Raw genomic sequence first — 19991 nt, forward strand, 5'->3', positions numbered from 1 at the left:
GTCACCGGCCCAGCAGGGGCGCGACCACGTCGATCCGGTTGGTCCACACCCCGCCCGTCCAGCCCGCCGGGATCGCGTCGACGTCGTCGGGGTCGTCGAAGCCCTCCGAGAACTCGCCCGACCCGTTCACCACGATCACCCGCGTGTCCGCCTCCCGCATCCGGGACACGAACCGGTTCGGCCAGCCCCACATCAGCCGCCCGTAGCGCTGCGGCAGGTGCAACTGCCGGTGGCGGCAGGCGTCGGGGACGTGCCCCGTCCAGCCGATGGCCAGGTACGCCACCATGCAGTCCTGCATGATCTTCTTCGAGGTGACCCGGACGTCGGGCAGCCGGGCGGCGAACGCGGCCACCGCCAGGTCGCCGCCGTACACGGTGAGGGTGTCGCGCCGCTGCTGCGGCAGCGGCGCCAGGAGGTCGGCCAGCGCCTCGCCCTCGGCGGCCCCCTCGACCTTCAGGTGGATCAGCAGCTCCCGGCCGGGGAACTCGGCCAGCACCTCCTCGACCGTCGGGAGCAGCCCGACCCCCCTGCCCCGGAACGGGAACGTCTTCCCGCCGTCGCTGGTGTAGCCGTAGCCGAGGTCGAGCCCGCGCAGCTCGGCGAGCGTGTGGTCGCCGACCGTCCCGGTGCCGTCGGTGCGGCACTGCAACGTGGCATCGTGGAAGACCGCCAGGCGGCCGTCGCGGGTGACCTGCACGTCGAACTCCACCAGGTCGGCGTCCGCCGCGAACGCCGCCCGCATCGACGCGAGCGTGTTCTCCAGGTACGGGTGCTGCGGCGGGTGGATGCGCTCGGCGGTGCAGGTGTCGTTGGTGACGCCGGCCAGGTCGTAGGTCTGGGCCAGCCCCCGGTGCGCCAGCAGGAACGGCCCGCCCGGTGGCCGACCGGCCAGTGTGGAGCTGTTGCCGACGTACAGGCCGGCGGCGGCCAGCAGCACGACGGCCAGCGCGATCGCGAGCCGGCGTCGCCACCGCCGACCCCGGCCCGGCCGCTCGCCCCCGGGCGCGCTGTCACTTGCGGCAGATCCCGTTCCCCGTTCTGTCACCGAAGCAGCCTGCCAGCGGGCACCAGCCACCGGCAAGCGGCCCAGCCCACGCCCGCCACGCCTCCATGGCCCCACCCACCCGGTGCACAGATCTTGCAGTTTGGGCCCCTCAAATGGGCTCTTCGCCCCTTTTGCTGGGGCCGAAACTGCAAGATCGCCGGAGCTGCCCGCGTCGATGCGGCGCGCGCTCCCGAACCCAGCCCGGGCCGGGCCGGGACCGATCATGCCCGCGATCTGCGGGTCGCCCGCCGCGCCCTCCGGGCCTGCTCCGCCAGCCGCTCCACCGTCGCCGGGTCCGCCAGATACAGCGTGGCCAGCCTCCGCAGGTCGCTGACGCTGATCCCGACCGCGCCCAGCTCCACCCGGCGCAGTTTCGACGTCGACCAGTCCATCCGCTCGGCAGCCACCTCAAGCGACAGGCCGTGCTCCTCGCGCATCCGGGTCAGCTCATGCCGGTAGGTGCGCAGGCTCTGGCCCGGCCACACCCGGGGCACCCGTTGAGCCTGCTCGGCCAGCGCGCGGACCCGGTCCGCGTCGCCCGGTGCCGTCAGCGCTACCAACTCGGCGACCACCTGGTCCAGCGTGGCAAGTTCGCGTACGTCCGCGTGCTCGGTCATCGCGCCACTCCGGTGGCCTCCGCCAGCGCGAGCAGGTGTGGATCCGGCCGGCTCGCGGCGGCCAGCGCACCGGCCAGCGCGGTCCGCCCGGCGGGCCTGATCCGCACCTCGGCGGGCACCAGGCGGTCCGCGTGCAGCAGCGCCCCGCCCGCCCCGGCCGCGTCGCCAACACGCAGGTACGCGCCGGTCACGTCGACCAGGTGCGCGGCCCGGTGCTCGATCGGCAGCCGTTGCCAGCCCGGGTCACCGACCAAGGCTTCGTGAGCGACGACCGCGCGCCGGCCGTCCCCAAGCATCGATGCGGTCGCGACCCGGGCGGCGTCGACTGCTGCCCGCTCCGGCCCGCCCGGCTCGATGACCGCTGCGGCGTCGTCGAGCATCTCGTTCGCCGTCGATCGGTCGCCGGCCTCAGCGGCGGCCAGCGCGGCCTGGAGCAACGCCGCCGCGCACGCCGCCCGCTCGGCGGCAGTGCCCCCGCCCGGCTCCAGCGGGGCGACCTGGTGCGCGGCGACGATGGTCGTCTCGAACGCGGCCTGCTGCCGGCCGGCTGCGCGCAGGGCCTGGCCGAGCGGGACGGCGGCGAGCGCCGCCAGCACCGGATCGTCGCCAGCAACGGCCAGCGCCCGGTCGGCGGCCAGCCAGGCCAGCTCGGCAGCGCCGAGCTTCACCAGCACGAACGCGATGAGCCGGTACGCCTGGAGGAGCTGCTCGGCCTGCCCGCCACCGGCGAGCCGGTGCCCGTCGACGAGCAGGGCGGGGGCGAGCCGGAGCAGATCGACGTACCGGCCGTGCCCGTAGGTCGCACCCGCGTGCGCCACCCGCGCCCGGTAGACGACCGGATCGGTCGGGGCGGCCGTTGCGCGTAGCAGGCCCGGATGGCGCGTGAGTGCGGCCCGGACCACCTCGACGCCATCGGCAGCCGGCTCACGCTCGGGCCCGACGGCCCCGTCGCGGGCGATCAGCAGATCCGGGTCGATACGCAGCACTGCGGCGACCTCCCGCAGGGTCGACACCCTGTCCAGGGCGCGGACGCCCCGCTCGACCTTGTCCACCCACGACTTCGACCTGCCCAGCCGGTCGGCGAACACCTGCTGCGACATGTTGCGCCGGCCCCGCCAGTACGCCACCCGGCGACCCACCGGCAGCTCATCCACCCTGCACCAGCCGAGCCACGATGCGCGCCGAGTTGGCGTTCGCCCACGGCCAGCACCGCTTCCGGGTGCCGCAGACCGGGCACCGGCCGTCGCGCTGCCGGTGGGCGTCCAGGTCCCGCTGCCACCACGGCGCCTCCAGGTCGCTGACGACCTGACTCACCGGTCGGCCCTGCCGTCGTTGGACTCGTGGCCGAGAGTCACGGTCGGGACGACCTCGGTCGGTTGGCAGTGCTGCGGGGTGGTGCGCGCGGCCTGGGCGTCGGTGAGGAGCTGCCGACGGGCGACCGCCTGCTCGGCAGCCTGGATGCGCTGCCCGGTCCCGGGCGGCGGGGGCGGGTCAGATCGTCGTAGTAGCCATCGCACGCTGCTTCGCAGCTCCGACCAGATCGCCATACCGCCACCTAACGCCTTCCGGGTTTGTGGCAGCGGCTGCTCATGTGGAAGGACCGGCCGCCGCCGCGCTTCTGGGGGCGGCCTGTCACCTGGGAAGCAACAGCGCCCGCTCTACCTCGCTGGACACGGCGCGGCTGGTTCCCGTGCTGTGGCCGCGCCATCACAGAAAGTAGGCGGCTCCACGCCATTCACGTATTGCTACCGGTTATGCGGTGATAGTGATGTCCAGGCGTCGGGCGAGAACCCTGAGTTCCTTCGACACGGCCCGTCGGCGGGCCCGGCGGACCATTGCCGACACCGCGTCCCGAGCGAGCGGGTTCAGGATGAACAGCGACGGGGCGATGTGTTCTGCCCGGGTGAAGGCAACCTCCGCCTCCCGGTCCTTGCGGCCGGACTGCGCAAGGGCCCGCCCGAGGTCCATCCAGTACGCCTGCCGGCGATTGGCGATCGGTAGCGCATCCACGTTGACGGTCCGGGCCAGATCGATCACTTCCGCGTGGTCACCGGACTCTCCGGCGATGGCCATTCGCCACAGCACGACGTTGGTCGGCCCGAAGCACATGGTGTTGAACCCCCCGTCCCGTGGGGGGTCACCGAGGGTCGCCGCCTCCCGCTCCGCTTCGGACAGGTGGTCGGCTGCGGTGCTGGTCTGCCCGTCGACCGCAGAACGCAGCGCAGCGGCCAGGTGTAGTTGCCCGAGGACCTGCCGCACGTCCCGGTCCGTGGCGTGTGGTTGCAGGTCGGTCATGGTCCGGCCGGCGGCGCGCGCGGCGACTCCGGCTGCTTCGACGGGCAGGGCCTGCGCGTATGCGAACCGGGCCGCGCCCCGCCACGCGTGGTGCTCGACGTCCTCGGCGGCGGCCTGGGCGATGCGGGCCGCGTCGACGGCCAGGTGCCGGTGCCCGAGGTGCCGCAGGCAGGTCGACGTCAGGTAGGCCGCTTCGGCGAGCAGGACTCCGCCATGGGCGGAGGCTTCCGCGAGGAGCCCGGGGAGGGTCCGGGCCATGCGAATGTAGTCGGCGCTGAGGCGCAGGTTGTTTGTGGCATGGAGGGACGCGACAGTCTGTTCCCGGCTGTCGGCGGGCTTGCGCCGGTCACCGTCGCTGATCTCCAGCAGGGCAGCCCAGATGGCGGGTACCGCGTCTGCGGCACCGGTCTTCGCCGGGTCGGTCGGATCGCCGGGCTGGTCGAGCAGGTCGGCGACCGTGACCTGTAGGGCAGAAGCGATGGCGATCAGCGTGGACCGGCTGTCGATGCTGCGATGCCCGGCTTCGATCTGCGAAATGTACGGCTGTGAAAGGCCGGCGAGGCCGGCGAGTACAGCTTGGGTCATGCCACCCCGGCGTGCCCGCCAATACTTGATGCGCGTGCCGATGGTGTCGGTCGACATTCTGGCACCTCTCCCCAGGTAGCGGTCTGGGCAGTGAGCCGTCGACCCGCTACCACCGGCGGCTCCACCGTCTGCAACGGTACGCCCCCGTACGGTTACCCGGCTCGATGCGAGTGAGGCAGTCGTGGCCCACGGACTGTGGGCGCGCCGCCAACCGGAGACCGAGCGGCATCCGGGGGAGCGCCGTCAACCGGGACGACCCGGCCAAGGTCGTGCTCGATCCTGGATCGAGTGGCCTCCCATTCCGGACGTTGCCACTCTTTCCGTGATCGAGCGTGACCTTGTTCCGCTGGTCAGGCGGGCCCGTCGGTCAGGCCGGTCCGTCGGTCAGGCCGGGTTGTCGGGCGGCGGGGTGCCGACCGCGCCGGTGGCGGTGGCCTCCGCGTGCCGGTCGCGCAGCCGGGCCCGGATCTCCTCCGGGGTGTACGCCCGTCGCCGCCGCTCGGCGCGGGCCACGACCACGCCGGTCGCGGCGACACCCGCGAGACCGGCCAGCCCGAGCCACTTCCACCACTGCATCCGTTGCCGCATGCGCCTAGGGTAGACGTTCATGAGCAAGCAGAACGGCGGGGCGACGGCATGAGCATCGGCCTGGACGAGGCCGTGGAGCTGACCCGCACCGGCGACGTGTGGGTGTTCCGGGGTCGCAGCGTGCCCGACCGCGCCATCCAGTTCACCACCAACAGCCCGGTCAACCATGTCGGCATGGCGGTGGTCCTGGACGACCTGCCGCCGCTGATGTGGCACGCCGAGCTGGGCCGGTCGCTGCCGGACATGTGGACCGGCACCCACCATCGCGGGGTGCAGCTGCACGACCTGCGGGACGCGGTCTGCGTCTGGGCCAACCGGTACGGCCAGCGGGCCTGGCTGCGCCAGCTCGAACCGCCCGCCGACGCGACGATGGAGCAGGCGGTGCTGCGCACCGTCGCCCGCCTCGACGGCACGCCGTTCCCGTCGACCGCCCAGCTCGCCTGGCGCTGGGCGCGGGGCCGGGTGCCGCAGGTGCGGCTGCCGCTGCCGCTGCCCGGCCGGCGGGACCGGGCGGCCGACCCGCAGGACCGGGCGGCCGAACCGGCGGAGCGGGGGACCGGCCCGGCGGAGCGGCCGGGCGGGGTCGCGGTGCGGGACCGGGCGCTGGAGACGGCGTACTGCGCCGAGGTGGTCGCGGTGACGTACGAGGCGATGGGCCTGCTGCCGGCGGGCCGCCGGCCGAACTGGTACGACCCGGGCCGGTTCTGGAGCGGAGACGACCTGGGGTTGACCGGCGGGGCGCAGCTCGGCGCCGAGATCGAGGTGCGGATCCCGCCACGGTGAGCGACCGGGGCGGCGCGCTGCGCGGTGCCGCCGCCGACGGGGTTTGTCGGGGCGGACGCCCGGCAACTGACAGTCCCCGTGACAGCATCCACCGATCTCGACGCGCTGACCGACTTCTTCAACCGGTACGGCGTGGCCCTGACCACCGGCGACGTGGCGGCGGTCGCCGCCTGCTACGCCCTGCCGGGGCTGGTCGTCGCCGACACCTACAGTTTCTCGTTCGCGTCCCCGGCGGCGGTGGCGCTGTCGTTCGTCGGCGCGGCCCCCGACTACCACGAGCGTGAGCTGGTGGCGGCGCACGCGGTGATCGGGGACGTGCAGCCGGTCTCCGCGCTGTTGACCGAGGTCGCGGTGGAGTGGGAGTTCCTGGACGGCCGGGGACAGCGCGTTCCTGGCGAGCGGTACCGTTACCTGCTACGGAGTACCGACGACGGCCCCGCCATCTGTACGGTGATCCGCACCGCCTGACCGCGTCGCGGCGACCTTCGGGGTGCCCGCGGCATCGCCGGAACCGGGCTCACTGGACTGTTAGGACGGTTCAGTGGGCTCCGGCCCTTTCCGACATTGCCGTAGATCGCTACGCTCTCCCGGCGGGACCGATGAGGGAGGGACATGTCGGGCACACGTCGCGCGCAACCCACCCCTGGGACCAACGCCGCCATCGCCAGTTCACCCTGGATCGTGGTCTCGGTCGGGGTGGTGGTGATGGTGGTGCTGCTGTTCGTGGCGCTCGGCACGTACCGCAGCCGGGGTCCCGTCGGTGAGGCGTTCCCGGCCCCCGAGTGGACGATGCCGCTGCCGACGCTGCCGCCGACGGTGAGCCGGTCGGTGACCGAGCCGCCCGCGCCGGTGGTGCCGGGTCTCTCCCCGCGCTCGACCCTGTCGCCCAGCGGGGCGCAGCCCGCCGGGCAGGCCGTGGCGACGACCCCGGTCGGCGAGGGCGGCGCCGGCCCGCTGCCGGCGGAGCCGGCCGCCCCGCCGCCCGCCGCCCCGCCCGCGCCCGAACCCGAGCCGCCCGCCCCGACCACCCCGGCCAGGCCGCCCGCGTCGCCGTCGGTCAGCGGCGCGTACCGGGTGATGAACTCCTACGACGGCGCGTTCATCGGCGAGGTGCTGGTGCGCAACGAGTCCCGGTCGCAGCGGGGCTGGACGGTCCGGATGACCTTCCCCGGTGCGCACCTGGTGACCGCCTGGATCGAGGGCGCCCCGCAGGGCCGGATCAGCCGCTCGGGCGACACGTGGACCTTCACCAGCGGCGTCGACCTGACCCCGGGTGCGTCGGTGCCGCTGCGGTTCCACTTCGACCAGACGCGGGCCACCCGCCCGACGACCTGCACCGTCGATGGGGCCGGCTGCTCCGGCCTGCGCTGACCGACCCCCTCGATCGTCACCGGCCGTGGCCGGCTCCTTCCTGTGCCGTGCGCACGCGGCTGCCCGTCCCCCAGGGCCCGCGTGCGCGTTGCCGTGCGCAGGCGCTTGCAAGATGACTGCTTTGTTGCGACTCCGTTTGCAAGGTATTGCAGAACGTTTCGGCAAGAGCTAGCGTGCGGGCCAATCACGACCATAGGAAGGCCGTCGATGAAACCCCCGCCTATGCCCCGTAAGGCGATGCTCGCCTTGGTCTCCGCCCTCACCCTCGCCCTCGTCGGCACGCCCGTCGCCGTGCGCCAGCTCGGCGGCGACGCCGCCGACGGCGGCACCCGCGCCGACCCTCTCGCCGCCGCCGGCGCGGTGCAGTGGCGCGCCGAGCCCTCCACCGAGGCCCTGCTCGCCGCCGGCAACGACGACACCCGGGCCGAGCAGTTCTACTTCGTCCTGCCCGACCGGTTCGCCAACGGCGACCCCCGCAACGACGCCGGCGGCCTCACCGGCGACCGGCTGTCCACCGGCCTCGACCCCACCGACAAGGGCTTCTACCACGGCGGCGACCTCAAGGGCGTCATCGACAAGCTCGACTACATCCAGGGGCTGGGCACGACGGCCATCTGGCTCGCCCCGGTGTTCAAGAACCGGCCCGTGCAGGGCACCGGCGACGACGTCTCCGCCGGCTACCACGGCTACTGGATCACCGACTTCACCCAGGTCGACCCGCACTTCGGCACCAACGAGGAGCTGAAGAAGCTGGTGCAGCTGGCGCACCGGCGGGGCATCAAGGTCTACCTCGACGTCATCGTCAACCACACCGCCGACGTCATCAAGTACGCCGAGGACAAGTACGCCTACATCGACAAGAAGACCGCGCCGTACACCGACGCGCAGGGGCGCGCCTTCGAGGACCGCAACTACGCCGACGGCACCCGGGGCTTCCCCAAGGTGAACGCCGACTCGTTCCCGTACACCCCGACCTTCGACAGCCCGGCCGACGCGGAGGTCAAGGTCCCGGCGTGGCTCAACGACGCCACCATGTACCACAACCGGGGCGACTCGACCTTCGCCGGCGAGAACAGCGAGTACGGCGACTTCTTCGGCCTGGACGACCTGTGGACCGAGCGCCCCGAGGTCGTCGCGGGGCTCACCAAGGTCTACGGCGACTGGATCGGCGCGACCGGCGTCGACGGGTTCCGGCTCGACACCGTCAAGCATGCCAACCTGGAGTTCTGGCCCCAGTTCAGCCGTGGCATCGAGCGCGCGGCCGAGAAGGCGGGCAAGAAGGACTTCTTCATGTTCGGCGAGGTCTACAGCGCCGACCCGGAGATCACCTCCACCTACGTGCGGCGCGGCGGCCTGCCCGCCACCCTCGACTTCGCCTTCCAGGAGGCCGCGCGCGGCTACACCGCCGCCGGCGGCTCCGCGAAGGCCCTCGCCGACGTGTACGCCCGCGACGACCTGTACGCCGCCCGCGACACCGACGCCAACCGGCTGACCACCTTCCTCGGCAACCACGACATGGGCCGGATCGGCTCCTTCGTCGCCGCGGCCGGCGGGGACGACGCCGCGCAGCTGCGCCGCACCACGCTCGCCCACGAGCTGATGTTCCTCACCCGGGGGCAGCCGGTGGTCTACTCCGGCGACGAGCAGGGCTTCACCGGCCCCGGCGGCGACAAGGACGCCCGGCAGGACATGTTCGCCTCGAAGACGGCCGACTACCTCGACGACGACCTGATCGGCACCGACCGCACCCACGCCGCCGACCAGTACGACCCGACGCACCCGCTCTACCGCACCATCGCCGGGCTGGGCGCGCTGCGCCAGGCCCACCCGGCGCTGCGCGACGGCGTGCAGGTCACCCGGTACGCCGCCGACGGCCCCGGCGTCTTCGCGTTCTCCCGCATCGACCCCCGCCAGCGCGTCGAGTACGTCGTCGCCGTCAACAACGCCGACACCGCGCAGACCGTCACCGTGGACACCTGGTCGCCCGGCACCGCGTTCGCCGGCATCCACGGCGGCACCGGCACGCCGACCGCCGGGGCGGACGGCAAGCTCACCCTCACCGTGCCGGCCATGTCCGCCGTGGTGTACCGGGCCGCCAGGGCCATCCCACAGGCCGCCGCGAAGCCGACGATCACCATCACCGCCCCCGCCCCGGGCACGCCCGTCGCCACCCGGGCCGCCGTCACCGCCCAGGTCACCGGCGACCCCCTCGCCACCGTCACCGTCGCCGCCCGGGTCGCCGGCGGCCGGTGGACCCTGCTGGGCAGCGCGCACACCGCCCCGTACACCGTGCACCACGACCTGACCGGCCTGGCCGGCGGCACGAAGGTCGAGTACAAGGCCGTCGTCCGCGACGGCCGGGGCCGCGTCGCCGCCACCCGCTCCACCGCCACGGTCGGCACCCCCGCCCAGAGCGCGTCGCGGGACTGGGTGGTGGTGCACTACCAGCGCCCGGCCGGCGGCTACGCCGACTGGGGCCTGTACGCCTGGGGCGACATCGACCCCGCGTACGTCACCGAGTGGCCCAAGGGGCAGCCGTTCGCGGGTGAGGACTCGTACGGCCGGTTCGCCTGGGTGAAGCTGAAGCCCGGCGCGAAGTCCGTCGGTTTCCTCGTGGTGGACTCCGCCGGCAACAAGGACGTCGCCGCCGACCGCACCGTCGACGTGACGCAGACCGGCGAGGTGTGGGTGAAGCAGGGCGATGCCGCGCTCTACCCGAGCCGGCAGGCGGCCACCGGCGAGCCCGACCCGCCCGTCGCCGAGGACACCGCGCTGATCCACTACCGCCGCGCCGACGGCAACTACGACGGCTGGGGCCTGCACCTGTGGGACGGCGCGGCCAACCCCACCGACTGGTCCAGCCCGCTGAAGCCGGAGAAGGTCGACTCCTTCGGCGCGGTCTTCCGGGTGCCGCTGGCCGCCGGGGCGACCGGCCTGAGCTACATCGTCCACAACGGCGACACCAAGGACCTGCCGGACGACCAGCGGCTCGACTTCGCCACCGCCGGGCGGGAGGTGTGGCTGCTCGCCGCCACGCCGGGCCGGCTACTGCCGACGACCTCGTCCGGGGTATCCAGGGACGTGGACATCACCAAGCAGCGGGCGCAGTGGATCGACCGGTCCACCGTCGCCTGGCAGACCGGCGAAACCGACGGCCGGACGTACGCCCTGGTGGCCGCCCCGACCGGCGGGGTGAGCGTCGTCGACGGGGAGCTGTCCGGGACGTACACCTCGCTGCCGCTGCGGGCCCAGCACAACGGGCTCACCGAGGCCCAGCGCGCGCGGTTCCCGCACCTGTGGGCCTACCGGGCCTTCACCCTCGACCGGGCCGACCTGGCGAAGGTGCCGGCGGCGCTGCGCGGGCAGCTCGTGGTCACCGAGCGGGACGCCGAGGGCGCGCTGCTCGGCGCGACCGGCGTGCAGGTCCCGGGCGTGCTCGACGACGTCTACGCCGCCGCGACCGGCGCCAGGCTCGGCCCCACCTTCGCCGGCCGGGTGCCCACCCTGTCGGTCTGGGCGCCCACCGCCCGGTCGGTGGCGTTGGAGCTGTCCGACACCCCGACCGCCGCGCCACGGGTCGTGGCGATGCGCCGCGACGACCGCACCGGCGTGTGGTCGGTGCGCGGCGAGCCGGGCTGGACCGGCAAGTACTACCGGTACCGGGTGTCCGCGTGGCAGCCGGCCGCGCAGCGGATGGTCACCGCCTCGGTGACCGACCCGTACTCGGTGGCCCTCGCCCCGGACTCCACGCACAGCCAGCTCGTCGACCTGACCGACCCGGCGCTCGCGCCGGCCGGCTGGGCGGGCCTGCGCAAGCCGGCCGCCGTGCCCCCGGCGAAGGCGCAGATCCAGGAGGTCTCCGTGCGGGACTTCTCCGTCGCCGACGCAGGCGTGCCGGCCGAGCGGCGCGGCACCTACCTCGCCTTCACCGACCCGGACACGGCCGGCATGAAGCACCTGCGGTCGCTCGCCGACGCCGGCGTCGACTACCTGCACCTGCTGCCCGCGTTCGACTTCGCCACCATCCCCGAGCGGCGGGCCGACCAGCAGCAGCCGGCGTGCGACCTGGCCGCGCTGCCCCCGGACTCCGACGAGCAGCAGCGTTGCGTCGCGGCCGTCGCCGACACCGACGGCTACAACTGGGGGTACGACCCGCTGCACTACACCGTGCCGGAGGGCGGCTACGCCGTCGACCCGGCCGGGGCGGCGCGCACCGCCGAGTTCCGCCGGATGGTCGCCGGGATCAACGGCGCGGGCCTGCGGGTCGTCATGGACGTCGTCTACAACCACACCTCGGCCGCCGGCACCGACGCGAAGTCGGTGCTCGACCAGGTGGTGCCGGGCTACTACCATCGGCTGCTCGACGACGGGGCCGTCGCCAACTCCACGTGCTGCGCCAACACCGCCCCCGAGCACGCCATGATGGGCAAGCTCGTGGTCGACTCCCTGGTCACCTGGGCCAAGGCGTACAAGGTGGACGGCTTCCGGTTCGACCTGATGGGCCACCACCCGAAGGCGAACATCCTGGCCGTACGCGCCGCCCTGGACAAGCTCACCCTCGCCCGCGACGGCGTCGACGGCCGCAGGATCCTGCTCTACGGCGAGGGCTGGAACTTCGGCGAGGTCGCCGACGACGCCCGGTTCACGCAGGCCACCCAGGCCAACATGGCCGGCACCGGGATCGGCACCTTCAACGACCGGCTGCGTGACGCGGTGCGCGGCGGCGGCCCGTTCGACGCCAACCCGCGCGTGCAGGGCTTCGCCTCCGGCCTGTTCACCGACCCCAACGGCGACCCGGTCAACGGCTCGGCCGCCGAGCAGAAGGCCCGGCTGCTGCACGCCCACGACCTGATCAAGGTGGGGCTCACCGGCAACCTGCGCGGCTACCGGTTCACCGACTCGTCGGGCAGGCAGGTCACCGGCGGCCAGGTCGACTACAACGGCTCGCCGGCCGGCTACACGGCCGCGCCGGGCGAGGCGGTGACCTACGTCGACGCGCACGACAACGAGATCCTGTACGACGCGCTGGCGTACAAGCTGCCGCAGGCCACCTCGGCGACGGACCGGGCCCGGATGCAGGTGCTCGCCCTCGCCACGGTGGTGATGGGGCAGGGCACCGGGTTCGTGACGGCCGGCTCGGAGCGGCTGCGGTCGAAGTCGCTGGACCGCAACTCCTACAACTCCGGCGACTGGTTCAACCAGATCCGCTGGGACTGCGCCCAGGGCAACGGGTTCGGCGCGGGCCTGCCCCCGGCGCAGGACAACCAGGACAAGTGGCCGTACGCGAAGCCGCTGCTGGCGGATCCGAAGCTGGTGCCGGACTGCGCGGCAATCGACCTGGCCGACGCCCGGTACGCGGAGCTGCTGCGCGTGCGCGAGTCGTCGCCGGTGTTCGGGCTGGACACCGCCGAGCAGGTGCAGAAGCGGGTGGCGTTCCCGCTGTCCGGCGCCGCCGAGACGCCGGGCGTGCTCACGATGACCCTCGACGCCCGGGGGCTCGGCGGACAGTGGCGGTCGGTGACCGTCGTGTTCAACGCGACCCCACAGGCGGCGACGCAGACCGTGCCCGGCCTGCGCGGGTCGGACGTGGCGCTGCACCCGGTGCTGCGCGCCTCGGCCGATCCGGTGCTGCGCACCGCTTCGTTCGACCGGGGCAGCGGCACGTTCACGGTGCCGGCGCGCAGCGTGGCGGTCTTCGTGCAGCGCTGACCCCGGCAGGTGTCCGCCCGGCGTACCCCGGACGGACGCGACCGGCCCCCGCCACTTTCGTGGCGGGGGCCGGTCCGTTCGTTGACGCCGCCGAGGTCAGCCGAAGCAGTTGACGATCGGGGTGCCGGGGCCCGCGCAGTTGTCCGGGCTGTTGTGGAACACCTTCGTGGTGGGGTCGAGGGTCACCGCCGTCGCGGCGGCCGCGTTGAAGATCCCACCCCCGGCCACGATCGCCTGGTTGTCGGTGATCGTGGTCCGGGTCGCCGTGACCGTGCCGCTGGCCGCGTTGTAGATGCCGGCGCCGTTCACGGCCTGGTTGCGGGCGATCGTGGTGTCGAACAGCACGAGCGACCCGAGGTTGAGGAAGCCGCCGCCGTTGCCCTGGCCTGCGCTGTTGGCGACGACCTTGGCCTCGTGCACCGTGACCGCGCTGCCCGCGCCGACGAAGACCCCGCCGCCGCCCGCGCCGGGCTGCGTCAGGGCCGGGGCGACCGCGGTGTTCTCGACCAGCTCGACCTTGCGCAGCTGGGCCTGGGTGCCCGTGCCGGTGACGGCGACGCCGCCGCCGGAGATGGTGGCGATGTTGAGCTTGAACTCGGTCTCGGCGACGTCGGCGCTGCCGCCGGCGACGTTCAGCCCGCCCCCGAGGCCGCCGGCCGCGTTGCCGACGAACTTGCTCTTCACGATGGTCACCGACCCGCTCACGCTGTCGATGCCGCCGCCACCGTCGGTCGGCGAGCCGGCCTTGTTCGCCTCGAACAGGCTGTCCTCGACGACGAGGCGGCCGGTGTTGTGGATCGCGCCGCCCCCGGTGAACGCGTTGTTCACGGTGAACGCGCTGTGCTTCACCACCGTGCTGCCCGCGTTCTCGATCGCCCCGCCCGTCGCGGGCGTGGTCGTGGTGGTCCCGATGACGTTGTTGCCGGTCAGGGTGCTCTTCTCGACCAGCAGCCGGCCGCCCGCGTCGACCAGGATCGCCCCGCCGGACGCGGGGGTGACCCCGACGGCCGCCGTGAGGCCGTTGCGCAGCGTCACGTCGTACAGCCGCAGGGAGCCGCCGTTGCCGACCCGGAACAGCCGGAACGCGGTCGCGCCGGCGTTGGGCAGGTTGTAGGCGCGCTCGATGGTCGACCGCTCGCCGATGATGTTGATCTCGCTGGTGATGGTCGGCAGGCCGGTCGCGTTCGGCCCGGTCAGCAGGCTGTACCGGCACTCCTTGGCCAGCTTGAGCGTGGCGCCGCTGTGCTCGGCGTTGGCCCGGACGATGGCCGCGATCAGCCGGTTCGGGTCGCACGGGATCTCCTGGGCCCGGCCGAGGGCGTCCTCGCCCTTGCGGTCCTCACCCTTGCGTTCCTCGCCCTTGCCGTCGTGGCCCTGCTGCCCGCCACGGTCGTCCCGGGCGTAGCCGCCCTCGTCGCTGGCGCGCGCCGCCGCGACGCGCGGGGCAGCCGTCGCGTCGGACGTGCCCGCGGTGGCGACGCCGAACGCGGCGAGGCCGACGACCCCGGTCAGGCCGGCGGCACCGGTGGCGAGCCAGGTCCGGCGGCGCAGGGCGCGCCCCGGCCGCCCGGCCGGCGTCTTCCTCGGTGATGTGCTGGACATGTAGGCCCTCTGCTCTCATCTCGTACCGGATCGGGTCGGCGACGTCCTGCACGACCCGATCCGCTTCAAACGGAAGGATCTGGTACGAACCAAGCTATGAGAGCTTTCCTCGCCATATGGCCGTATTAGAAGAAACTACGCATTCGGGTAAACGGACTCCGGCCCCGTCGGGGCGACCAAGGTCGCCCCGACGGGGCCGGAGGGTGGCGGCGACCTTCTCGAAGGCCGCCGTTGCGCCGGGTGTCAGCCGAAGCAGTTGGTGACGGTGCCGGTGCAGTTGTTGGGTCGGTTGGCGGCGATGACGGTGGTGGGGTCGACGGTGGTGATGGTGACGTTGGTGTTGATGCCGCCGCCGCCGTTGGGTGCGAGGGCGGTGTTGTTGATGATCTTGGCGTTGGTCAGGGTGACGGTGCCGTTGATGTTGCGGATGCCGCCGCCGAACGTGGCCTTGTTCTTGACGATCTCGCTGTTGCGGACGGTGAGGCTGGCGGTGCCGCCGAGGGCCGGGGTGAGGTCGACGTTGAGGATGCCGCCTCCGCCGAGGCCGTCGGTGAAGTTTTCGGTGATCTTGCTGTCGTCGATGGTGACGGTGCTGGACAGCAGGAGGCCCGAGGTGTTGGCGATGCCGCCGCCTCCGCCGACGGAGGCGTTGCGGGCGACGGTGCTGTGGCGCAGGTTGAGCTGGCCGTTGAGTACGCCGATGCCGCCGCCGGTGACGCCGGTGGTGTTGTCGGTGACCTCGGTTTCCTTGAGGTCGACGATGCCGCCTTCGGTGGCGATGCCGCCGCCCGCGCCGATGGACCGGTTGCCGGTGACAGCGGTCTTGGTGATGGTGACCGTGCCGGCGAGGTTGTTGATGGCGCCGCCGGCGGCGCCGGCGTTGTTGCCGGCCAGCCGGGACTCGTGGATCTTGAGCAGGCCGGTGTTGCTGATGCCGCCGCCGGCCAGGATGGCCGTGTTGTTGGTGACGATGGTCTGGTCGAGGGTGGTGGTGCCGTCGTTCTCGATGGCACCGCCCGCGGCCAGGGCGTCGTTGTTGACGAGCTTCGACTTGGTGATGTCGGCGGCGCCGCCGCGCTGGACCCAGATGGCTCCGCCGGCGAGGCCGTTGCCGCCGGTGAGGGTCAGGTCGGCCAGGCGCAGGTGGCCGCCGGAGGCGACCTGGAAGAAGCGGAACGGGGTCGCGTTGGCGGCGCGGACGAGGGTGGAGCCCTCGCCCTTGATGGTGATGTTCTGGGTGATCGGCGGCAGTCCGTTGCCGCCGAGGCCGCTGTTGACGGTGAGGGTGTAGGTGCAGCCCCGGGCCAGCTTCAGGGTGCCGCCGTTGTCGGCGTTGGCCCGGGTGATCGCCGCGATCAACCGGTCCGGGTCACACGGCACCTCCTGCACCCGACCCCACTCGTCCGACCGGGACTCCTCGCCCCGGTAGTCCTTCTTGCCGCGGTCCTCGCCGTCGGTGCCGCGCTGGCCGCGTTCGTCCTGCCCGTGGCCGCCGTCCTTGGCGACCTGCTCCGCCGTGGACCACTTCAGGTTCGTCAGCCGATCCATGCCGGCCGCGCCGGCGCTGCCGGCGACGCCGATCCCGGCGAGGCTGACCACGCCGGTCAGGCCGGCCACGCCGGAGGCGAGCCACACCTTCCGGCGGCGCGTCTTGAAGGTGGTCCGCTGGGCGGTGTCGTCGTTCTTCCGAAGGTAGTTGGACATCGGAGTTCTCTGCCCTCTCCTCGTATCAGACAAGGGCGCACCGCCACGGCGAGGCGCCCTTCGCTACAAATCGGTTGTAGCCCGTGAACAACACCGTATGAGAATCTTCTTCGTGAGGCGCTCGTATAAGAAGAAAGCCCACATTAGGGGCAGGCGGCTCCCGGCGGGGGATGGTCGGGCCGCTTCGCCGCACGGGACGCAGCCGGGTCGAGTCGGGCCCGGGGTGGCACCGCCGGGCACGCCGGTGACGGGCCCGCCGGCCTCCGGACGTGTCGCGGCCCCTCCCGCTGACCACGGGAGGGGCCCGACCGCTATGTGTCTCAGCCGAAGCAGTTGGTGACGGTGCCGGTGCCGGCGCAGTTGTTGGGCCGGTTGCCGACGATGACCGTGGTGGGGTCGACGGCGGTGATGTTGGTGTTGGTGTTGATGCCGCCGCCGCCGTTGGGTGCGAGGGCGGTGTTGTTGATGATCTTGGCGTTGGTCAGGGTGACGGTGCCGTTGATGTTGCGGATGCCGCCGCCGAACGTGGCCTTGTTCTTGACGATCTCGCTGTTGCGGACGGTGAGGCTGGCGGTGCCGCCGAGGGCCGGGGTGAGGTCGACGTTGAGGATGCCGCCTCCGCCGAGGCCGTCGGTGAAGTTTTCGGTGATCTTGCTGTCGTCGATGGTGACGGTGCTGGACAGCAGGAGGCCCGAGGTGTTGGCGATGCCGCCGCCTCCGCCGACGGAGGCGTTGCGGGCGACGGTGCTGTGGCGCAGGTTGAGCTGGCCGTTGAGTACGCCGATGCCGCCGCCGGTGACGCCGGTGGTGTTGTCGGTGACCTCGGTCTCGTCGAGGTCGACGATGCCGCCTTCGCTGGCGATGCCGCCGCCCGCGCCGACGGACCGGTTGCCCGTGATCGCGGTCTTGTGGACCACGACGGTGCCGGTGAAGTTGTTGATGGCGCCGCCGGCCGCGCCGGCGACGTTGCCGGCGATCTTCGACTCGGCGATCTTGAGCAGGCCGGTGTTGTTGATCGCGCCGCCGGCCAGGATGGCGGTGTTGTTGGTGAGGACGCTGTGGTCGAGGACGGTGGTGCCCTCGTTCTCGATGGCACCGCCGGCGGCCAGGGCGTCGTTGTTGACGAGCCGGGACTTGGCGATCTCGGCGCTGCCGCCGCGCTCGACCAGGATGGCTCCGCCGGTGAGGCCGTTGCCGCCGGTCAGGGTCAGGTCGCTCAGGCGCAGGTGGCCGCCGGAGACGACGTCGAAGAAGCGGAACGGGGTGGCGCTGGCGGCGCGGACGAGGGTGGAGCCCTCGCCCTTGATGGTGATGTTCTGGGTGATCGGCGGCAGTCCGTTGCCGCCGAGGCCGCTGTTGACGGTGAGGGTGTAGGTGCAGCCCCGGGCCAGCTTCAGGGTGCCGCCGTTGTCGGCGTTGGCCCGGGTGATCGCCGCGATCAACCGGTCCGGGTTGCACGGCACCTCCTGCACCCGGGCCTGTTCGGCGTCCCTGCGGTCCTCGCCCTTGCCCTCGGGCCGGCCGCCCCCGGCGGACCAGTCGTCCTGCCCGGACCAGTCGTCCTGCTCGCCGGGGTCCTGACCGCCGTGTCGTTCGGCGTCCTCGTCGGCGTTCCTGCCGTCATCCTGCGCCCTGCCGGCGTCGCTGACGTTCTGCCGGGCCGTCGCGGAGTGCTGGTCGGACAGCCGCTGCGCGTCGTCGGACGGGTCGTCGCGGGCGGCCAGCCCGCCGAGCGCCGCCAGGCCGACGACGCCGGTGAGACCGGCCACGCCGGTGGCGACCCAGAGCGCCCGCCGCCTCTTCGCCGGTGCCGGCGGGACGGTGTGCACCCCGCCGTCGGGAATCGTTTCGTCGTGGGACATCAGAGCCTTCCGCCCTTTCCTGCTACCAGACGGGGCCGCACCGCCCGAGGGGGCGCGACCAGCTACAAATCGGTTGCAGCGTTCTGATGCCCACCGTATGAGAAGTTTCCTCGCGAGGGGGTCGTATCCGAGTAAAGCCCGCATTGGCCCCGAAAGGTGCATCAAGCGTGCCGAACGGGCGGGCTGCCATACGGCGACGGGCCCCGCCGGGGGCGCGGCGACGGTCGAACCGTCACCCGCCCCCGACGGGGCCCGTCAGTGGCCGAAACAGGTCAGCCGGGCAGGCGGAAGCCCACCTCGCGCTGCTCGGCGAGCCAGCTCTCCACCTCGTCGGCCCGGCGCGGCAGCCCCGCCGACAGGTTGACCGCGCCGGTCGCCGTGACCAGCACGTCGTCCTCGATCCGGATGCCGATGCCGCGCAGCTCCTCCGGGACCAGGTCGTCCTCGGGCTGGAAGTAGAGCCCCGGCTCCACGGTGAGCACGTAGCCCTCGCCGAGCGCGCCGTCGCGGTACGCCTCCTTGCGGGCGTTCGAGCAGTCGTGCACGTCGATGCCGAGCATGTGCCCGAAGCCGTGCAGCGTCCAGCGGCGGTAGACCGTCGACTTCTCGTCCATCGCCTCGTCCACGCTCACCGGCAGCAGGCCCAGCTCGTGCAGCCCCTCCGCGAGCACTCGCATGCAGGTCAGATGGACGTCCTTGAACTTCACTCCCGGCTTGATGAAGTCGATGCCGGCCTGCTGCGAGGCGTACACGATGTCGTAGACCTGGCGTTGCAGCGGGGTGAACCGGCCGCCGACCGGCAGCACCCGGGTGACGTCGGCGGTGTAGAGGTTGCGGTTCTCCACGCCCATGTCCATCAGCAGCAGCTCGCCCGGCCGGGTGGTGCCGTGGTTGTGCACCCAGTGCAGGATCGTGGCGTGCTCGCCGGCCCCGACGATCGAGCCGTAGCCGACGTCGTTGCCGTCGTGCCGGGCCCGCAGCGCGAAGACGCCCTCCAGCAGCCGCTCCGAGACGCCCCGGTCGGCCGGCAGCACCCGGGCCACGTCCTCGAAGCCGCGCACGGTGGCGTCGATCGCGTCCTGGAGCTGGGCGATCTCCCACTCGTCCTTGACCAGCTTCAGCTCGGAGATCGCGATGGCCAGCTCCCGGTCGCGGGCCGGCTGGCCCTCCTCCCGGGGCCCGTCGTACGGGCGCACGGCCGCGTCGACGCGGGCGTCGAAGCCGCGCAGCACCCGCGTGCGCCCCGGCGCCAGGTCGGCCAGCGCCGCGTCCAGCTCGGCCAGGTCGGCCGTGGGCAGGCCCAGCTCCGTCGACTTCTCCGCGAGGGTGTGCCGCCGGCCCACCCACAGCTCGCCGTGCCGGCTGCGGAAGAACTCGTCGTTGTCCCGCGAGGAGCGGGGCCGCATGTAGAGCACGGGGTCGTGCCCCGAGCCGTTCGGGCGCAGCACGAGCACGCTGTCCGGGTCGTTGTCGCCGGTCAGGTACGCGAAGTCGCTGCCCGGCCGGAACCGGTACTCGGTGTCGTTGGCGCGCGTCTTCTCCCCGCCCGTGGGGATGACCAGCGTCTCGCCCGGGAACGCCGCGGAGAGCGCGGCCCGCCGCTTGGCGTGGTTGGGCACCTCCACCCGGGGGCCGACCGGCAGGGTCGTGTCCCGCCAGCCCTGGCGCATGAACGACAGGAACGCCTCCGGGAAATCCGGGTCGTGCGACTCCGTGCCGTCCGCCGGCTGGCCGTCCGTCCGGTCCTCGCTCATGATCCGCTCCCTCCGCCTCGTCGCTGGTCCAGACGGTACCCCGGCGCAGGCGCGGGCGGAGACCCTGCGGTGCCCG

General features: G+C 72.8%; 15 protein-coding genes. 4 read left to right on the forward strand and 11 right to left on the reverse strand.

The window, feature by feature from the left end:
* Position 1: 1 nt before the first annotated feature.
* The 7 genes from TK50_RS24855 to TK50_RS24880 all read right to left on the reverse strand — a co-directional run bounded on the left by TK50_RS24855 (position 2) and on the right by TK50_RS24880 (position 5130).
* Positions 2 to 1045 carry a glycerophosphodiester phosphodiesterase family protein gene (locus TK50_RS24855; protein WP_241774113.1) on the reverse strand — a complete coding sequence of 348 codons (1044 nt, stop codon included), beginning with the start codon at positions 1043 to 1045 and terminating at the stop codon, positions 2 to 4.
* A 221-nt stretch (positions 1046 to 1266) separates the two neighbouring features.
* Complete coding sequence (locus TK50_RS24860) at positions 1267 to 1662, reverse strand: helix-turn-helix domain-containing protein (protein ID WP_043967578.1); 396 nt, start codon at positions 1660 to 1662, stop codon at positions 1267 to 1269.
* Positions 1659 to 2816 carry a helix-turn-helix domain-containing protein gene (locus tag TK50_RS24865; protein WP_043967580.1) on the reverse strand — a complete coding sequence of 386 codons (1158 nt, stop codon included), beginning with the start codon at positions 2814 to 2816 and terminating at the stop codon, positions 1659 to 1661. The genes TK50_RS24860 and TK50_RS24865 overlap by 4 nt, the downstream gene beginning before the upstream one ends.
* The gene (locus TK50_RS34215) at positions 2809 to 2976 is read right to left on the reverse strand and encodes a hypothetical protein (protein WP_158499192.1); all 168 of its coding nucleotides are present in this window, start codon (positions 2974 to 2976) and stop codon (positions 2809 to 2811) included. Before TK50_RS34215 ends, TK50_RS24865 begins: the two co-directional genes overlap by 8 nt.
* Positions 2973 to 3209, reverse strand: coding sequence for a hypothetical protein (locus tag TK50_RS24870; RefSeq protein ID WP_043967582.1), 237 nt, complete (start codon positions 3207 to 3209; stop codon positions 2973 to 2975). The genes TK50_RS34215 and TK50_RS24870 overlap by 4 nt, the downstream gene beginning before the upstream one ends.
* A 205-nt stretch (positions 3210 to 3414) precedes the next feature.
* Entirely contained in the window at positions 3415 to 4599 is a 1185-nt protein-coding gene (locus TK50_RS24875) for a helix-turn-helix domain-containing protein (protein WP_043967584.1), read from the reverse strand.
* A gap of 327 nt (positions 4600 to 4926) precedes the next feature.
* On the reverse strand, positions 4927 to 5130 hold the full coding sequence (locus TK50_RS24880; protein ID WP_229404981.1) for a hypothetical protein: 204 nt from the start codon (positions 5128 to 5130) through the stop codon (positions 4927 to 4929).
* Positions 5131 to 5178: 48 nt separating this feature from the next.
* On the opposite strand from TK50_RS24880, the gene TK50_RS24885 reads away from it, so the two are divergent.
* The 4 genes from TK50_RS24885 to pulA all read left to right on the forward strand — a co-directional run bounded on the left by TK50_RS24885 (position 5179) and on the right by pulA (position 12993).
* Positions 5179 to 5913, forward strand: coding sequence for a hypothetical protein (locus tag TK50_RS24885; protein ID WP_043967587.1), 735 nt, complete (start codon positions 5179 to 5181; stop codon positions 5911 to 5913).
* Positions 5914 to 5991: 78 nt separating this feature from the next.
* The gene (locus TK50_RS24890) at positions 5992 to 6381 is read left to right on the forward strand and encodes a hypothetical protein (protein WP_043967588.1); all 390 of its coding nucleotides are present in this window, start codon (positions 5992 to 5994) and stop codon (positions 6379 to 6381) included.
* A gap of 144 nt (positions 6382 to 6525) precedes the next feature.
* Entirely contained in the window at positions 6526 to 7284 is a 759-nt protein-coding gene (locus tag TK50_RS24895; protein WP_043967590.1) for a cellulose binding domain-containing protein, read from the forward strand.
* A gap of 207 nt (positions 7285 to 7491) precedes the next feature.
* Positions 7492 to 12993, forward strand: a complete 5502-nt coding sequence (pulA, locus tag TK50_RS24900; RefSeq protein ID WP_043967592.1) for a pullulanase-type alpha-1,6-glucosidase — start codon at positions 7492 to 7494, stop codon at positions 12991 to 12993.
* Between the two features lie 96 nt (positions 12994 to 13089).
* Here pulA and TK50_RS24905 read toward each other — a convergent pair whose 3' ends face one another.
* The 4 genes from TK50_RS24905 to TK50_RS24920 all read right to left on the reverse strand — a co-directional run bounded on the left by TK50_RS24905 (position 13090) and on the right by TK50_RS24920 (position 19915).
* The gene (locus TK50_RS24905; RefSeq protein ID WP_043967593.1) at positions 13090 to 14595 is read right to left on the reverse strand and encodes a hypothetical protein; all 1506 of its coding nucleotides are present in this window, start codon (positions 14593 to 14595) and stop codon (positions 13090 to 13092) included.
* A gap of 243 nt (positions 14596 to 14838) precedes the next feature.
* Positions 14839 to 16299, reverse strand: a complete 1461-nt coding sequence (locus tag TK50_RS24910; protein WP_043967595.1) for an autotransporter outer membrane beta-barrel domain-containing protein — start codon at positions 16297 to 16299, stop codon at positions 14839 to 14841.
* A 320-nt stretch (positions 16300 to 16619) separates the two neighbouring features.
* Complete coding sequence (locus tag TK50_RS24915; protein ID WP_043967597.1) at positions 16620 to 18161, reverse strand: hypothetical protein; 1542 nt, start codon at positions 18159 to 18161, stop codon at positions 16620 to 16622.
* 272 nt (positions 18162 to 18433) lie between these two features.
* Positions 18434 to 19915, reverse strand: coding sequence for an aminopeptidase P family protein (locus TK50_RS24920; RefSeq protein ID WP_043967599.1), 1482 nt, complete (start codon positions 19913 to 19915; stop codon positions 18434 to 18436).
* Positions 19916 to 19991: the final 76 nt, after the last annotated feature.

The sequence above is a fragment of the Micromonospora haikouensis genome, from assembly GCF_000876225.1.
Classification (GTDB): domain Bacteria; phylum Actinomycetota; class Actinomycetes; order Mycobacteriales; family Micromonosporaceae; genus Micromonospora; species Micromonospora haikouensis.

Bases quoted from the DNA above. Each gene is read 5' to 3' on its own strand.
- TK50_RS24860 (WP_043967578.1), bottom strand. From the start codon at position 1,662: ATGACCGAGCACGCGGACGTACGCGAACTTGCCACGCTGGACCAGGTG.
- TK50_RS24870 (WP_043967582.1), bottom strand. From the start codon at position 3,209: ATGGCGATCTGGTCGGAGCTGCGAAGCAGCGTGCGATGGCTACTACGA.
- TK50_RS24875 (WP_043967584.1), bottom strand. From the start codon at position 4,599: ATGTCGACCGACACCATCGGCACGCGCATCAAGTATTGGCGGGCACGC.
- TK50_RS24880 (WP_229404981.1), bottom strand. From the start codon at position 5,130: ATGCGGCAACGGATGCAGTGGTGGAAGTGGCTCGGGCTGGCCGGTCTC.
- TK50_RS24885 (WP_043967587.1), top strand. From the start codon at position 5,179: ATGAGCATCGGCCTGGACGAGGCCGTGGAGCTGACCCGCACCGGCGAC.
- TK50_RS24895 (WP_043967590.1), top strand. From the start codon at position 6,526: ATGTCGGGCACACGTCGCGCGCAACCCACCCCTGGGACCAACGCCGCC.
- pulA (WP_043967592.1), top strand. From the start codon at position 7,492: ATGAAACCCCCGCCTATGCCCCGTAAGGCGATGCTCGCCTTGGTCTCC.
- TK50_RS24905 (WP_043967593.1), bottom strand. From the start codon at position 14,595: ATGTCCAGCACATCACCGAGGAAGACGCCGGCCGGGCGGCCGGGGCGC.
- TK50_RS24910 (WP_043967595.1), bottom strand. From the start codon at position 16,299: ATGTCCAACTACCTTCGGAAGAACGACGACACCGCCCAGCGGACCACC.
- TK50_RS24915 (WP_043967597.1), bottom strand. From the start codon at position 18,161: ATGTCCCACGACGAAACGATTCCCGACGGCGGGGTGCACACCGTCCCG.
- TK50_RS24920 (WP_043967599.1), bottom strand. From the start codon at position 19,915: ATGAGCGAGGACCGGACGGACGGCCAGCCGGCGGACGGCACGGAGTCG.